This window comes from Arthrobacter sp. Soil736, from assembly GCF_001428005.1.
GTDB lineage: Bacteria > Actinomycetota > Actinomycetes > Actinomycetales > Micrococcaceae > Arthrobacter.
In genome coordinates this window covers 39,699-42,766 of sequence record NZ_LMSB01000035.1, presented here as the reverse complement: position 1 = coordinate 42,766, position 3,068 = coordinate 39,699, and the positions used below count along the sequence as shown (strand labels likewise).

Sequence of the window (3,068 nt, the reverse complement as noted above, 5' to 3'; positions counted from 1 at the left end):
TCCAGGTTGAATGCTTAGACACACTCATCCCAGCAGGGCCACGGGCCCTTTTTTCAGCTACGACACGGAATCATTTCCCCACGAACCACGAAGAGCCCGTTAATGGAAGGATCGCCGTACGCGATCCGATGCGAGTCGGGAGGAATTGCGACATGAAAGAACACCGCGATCCAGAGCACCAAAAACCAAAAAAGCGCCGGCCCGATGGCTGGTTGCCCGACCAATCTGACGTGCGCACTATTTTCCTGGTTGGTGTCGGCCTACGTTTTTAGGCCGTGAGATTCCAGGAACTTCTGCCAGATGGCCATGCAGCTCGTGGCGAGTTCCAGGGCGTCACGCTCATGCTTGCCGCCGGCGGTAGAAATCTCAATGGCCGCCTTGCCGTGGGGCTTGGTAACTAGCGAGCTAACACGAGCGCTCATCGCCTTTGGGCCGCGACTATAGTGTTTGGCCATGTTTGCCATGGCGTTGCATATCTCAATGTCGGGTTCGCTTTCGAGTAAGGCTTTGATTTCCGGCCCCTGAACACTCGTTTCAGTGTCTTTTGCGAGCCATTCGCCAAGATGCCAGCTGTGTATGAAGAAGTCTTTCAACACCGTCTGTGCTTCCAGATTATCGACGGCGGTCGCTTGGTAAAGGTCCTGAATTTGCTTATATGACCGTTCGACCTGGCCCCATTGCTCAAGCCATGACTTTTGAGCTCCATAGCCGATCTCAATCCTCGTAACTTCAAGAGTGCCGACGCTGGTGAAGTTTGACTTGATCCATGCGCGTCCGCAATGGGGACAACGCCCGGACTGACTATCCGCCGGCAGGTCGTGGTTTCACTTAGGGCAGGTGGCCATTCTGGCTCCTTATCAGTGAGCTGCTTGGTACTTCTCCACGATGTCGGCCTGAATCCGGCCACGCGTGTTGACCTGGAGCCCTTGGTCGAGAGCCCACATGCGGATTGCTTTGGCGTCGCTGCCACTTGTCTTACGAGCCGGCCGTCCGCGGCCGCCGGAAGTCTTACGAGCTACGGTCGTGTACTTACTGAGAGCCTCGCGGAGTTCACTAGCGTGGGCTTCAGTGAGATCAATCTCAAATTCAGTGCCATCAAGTGCGAAGTTTAGGGTTTCGCTTGCTTCCGAACCGTCGAGATCATCGTAAAGAATCGTTACTATTTTGCGTGCCATAAAACGAGGCTATCATCTATTGGCTGGGAATTTACCGGGAAAATTACCTCGGCGTAAAGGTGATCTTGTTCGCCATGGAATTATCCAGTGCTTTGGCCGCGTCGATGAGCGGATTCATAATGTTTCCGCTGAGGCGGTAGCCGTCAGCCTTACCTATGAGAAAGGCGTCCGCCGCCGCCTGACGCTTTGGATTGGATGTGGCGGCCTTCCATTCGGGAGTTTTCCGGAACTCCTCAGCCAGTTCGTTCAATCGCGGCTTGAGAGATAGTTCAAGCTCCTGTGCGCGGCGTCCCACTAAAATGTTTGCTTCTGAGCATGCCCGGATAATCACACCTTCATCCTCCTCGTAACCGGTGTTGGAGATGACTGCGTGACCAATCGGATGGCGCTTGGTCGGCTGGGCGGCCCTGACTTCCGGCGATTCAATCAGCAGGGTGACTAGGGCATCCATGTCCGTTTTTCTGGCTCTCTCTTGGTTGGCCGTTAGCTGCTGGCCCTCGAACCTGACCCTGGCTAGATCGACGGCCAGTTTCCGCCGCCAGTCGGCTGTCGCGCTCCATTCATAACTCAGCCCTTGAGCAGCCCAGCACAGCCAAAGCCGCTCACTCTCGCCCTTGTGCTTTGCGGCGCCACCGATTAGGCCTTTGAGGTTCTCGGCCGAGGGAGCATCTTCCGGGACATTTTCAAGTACTTCTGCCAGTAGGTCTTTAGGGTTGAATTCGTCCATTTCCAGCGAAACGAAGGGAGCGCCGGTCAGCACCGCGACTTCGATGGCCTCGTCGATAGTCACGTTTTCACCATCCATGGTGACCTCTGGCTGGTTCAGGTAGACGGCGTCGAATAGCAGCAGCTTCTTTGAAGCGGCAATATCGGGTACTCGTGCCGCCATGGAGGCCAGGTCAGCGGATGTGTGCGTTGTCATGTTGAGGACTATATGGGATGAGGCCGACGGACTAGGTCACGGTCCTGGCCAGGGCCGAAATCTGGCACGATGACGAGTATGAACAATGTTCCCATCATCTTTTTTCAGATAGCGGCGGCCGCCATACCGACGCTGTTAATTGCCATCGTGGTGGGCTTGAAGCAGGCAGACGCCTTCGCAAAACTCATTGAAAAGGCCAGCAAGCGAACCAAGCCGTTCTTCCTGGGGTTTTGGGTTGCACTCGTAGTGGTGATTGTCGTCGGTGAACTGTCTGCCGTGCGGGCTATCGCACGTGGCTCCGCCAATAGCTTTGAAGCCGAAGCGGTCTGGTCAGCGATAATGGTTTGCCTGGGAATGATCGTCATGGAAATGATGCAGCCCTTAGGTCTAGGCGAGGTCATATCATCCTGCTGGAATCGGTCTGTGGTGTCTTCATCATCCTCTGCATTTATACCTTCCTCATCCTCAACGGCGTGGTGCCGCTCTAGCAGTTCGTGCCGCACAGCCCCTGAGGGTGTACAAAACTCCAAAAAGTGTGGTTCTGTGAGCATGTGTGACCTCGCCACGTGTGTGTCTTCGTCGTGGACGAGGTTTGGGAGGTCGCCGGTAGAGGGTGGTACGCCTCCTTGTCTGTCGGTGATCTGGGCCGGGACGAATCGAAATCGGTCGGCCATGCCTCTCAAGGCATCTGGCGTTCCCGTCCCGAGGACCTCTGACGGCGCGGGAAGGGTCTAGTCTCGGACGTATGGGCAGCGATCCCGTGCCGGGGAGGAGGTTCCCGGACGCTCCGTCTTACGATGTGCACCGCCGCGTCGTGGAGACGTACGCTCGCGACCTCCCGAGTGGCAACAGCCTGCTGGACGCCCTCGCCAAGCGGACGAGCCGCGGGGGGCGCAAGGCCGAGTTCGAGTTCACGGCCACTCCATACAACTTCTGCGAGGTCCTCTGCGTGGCGTCCCCGGAGACCGCCG

At 56.8% G+C, this 3,068-nt stretch carries 5 protein-coding genes; 1 reads left to right on the top strand and 4 read right to left on the bottom strand.

Annotated features, from left to right (window positions below; genetic code table 11):
• Positions 1-260 precede the first annotated feature (260 nt).
• The 4 genes from ASG92_RS19910 to ASG92_RS19895 all read right to left on the bottom strand — a co-directional run bounded on the left by ASG92_RS19910 (position 261) and on the right by ASG92_RS19895 (position 2,648).
• Positions 261-596: a hypothetical protein gene (locus tag ASG92_RS19910; protein WP_056632335.1), complete on the bottom strand. Its 336-nt coding sequence runs from the start codon at positions 594-596 to the stop codon at positions 261-263.
• A gap of 261 nt (positions 597-857) precedes the next feature.
• Positions 858-1,175, bottom strand: a complete 318-nt coding sequence (locus tag ASG92_RS19905) for an Lsr2 family protein (RefSeq protein WP_056632332.1) — start codon at positions 1,173-1,175, stop codon at positions 858-860.
• A 43-nt stretch (positions 1,176-1,218) separates the two neighbouring features.
• Positions 1,219-2,097 carry a hypothetical protein gene (locus ASG92_RS19900; RefSeq protein WP_056632330.1) on the bottom strand — a complete coding sequence of 293 codons (879 nt, stop codon included), beginning with the start codon at positions 2,095-2,097 and terminating at the stop codon, positions 1,219-1,221.
• Between the two features lie 104 nt (positions 2,098-2,201).
• Entirely contained in the window at positions 2,202-2,648 is a 447-nt protein-coding gene (locus ASG92_RS19895; RefSeq protein WP_157372300.1) for a hypothetical protein, read from the bottom strand.
• Positions 2,649-2,842: 194 nt separating this feature from the next.
• Between ASG92_RS19895 and ASG92_RS29030 the strand changes: the two genes are divergently transcribed.
• Positions 2,843-3,068 (top strand): hypothetical protein (locus ASG92_RS29030; RefSeq protein ID WP_162256342.1); only part of this gene is annotated, 226 nt, incomplete at its 3' end.

What these genes read in the sequence shown, in the direction of transcription:
- ASG92_RS19905 (WP_056632332.1), bottom strand. Translation starts at nt 1,175, where the DNA reads ATGGCACGCAAAATAGTAACGATTCTTTACGATGATCTCGACGGTTCG.
- ASG92_RS19895 (WP_157372300.1), bottom strand. Translation starts at nt 2,648, where the DNA reads ATGCTCACAGAACCACACTTTTTGGAGTTTTGTACACCCTCAGGGGCT.
- ASG92_RS19900 (WP_056632330.1), bottom strand. Translation starts at nt 2,097, where the DNA reads ATGACAACGCACACATCCGCTGACCTGGCCTCCATGGCGGCACGAGTA.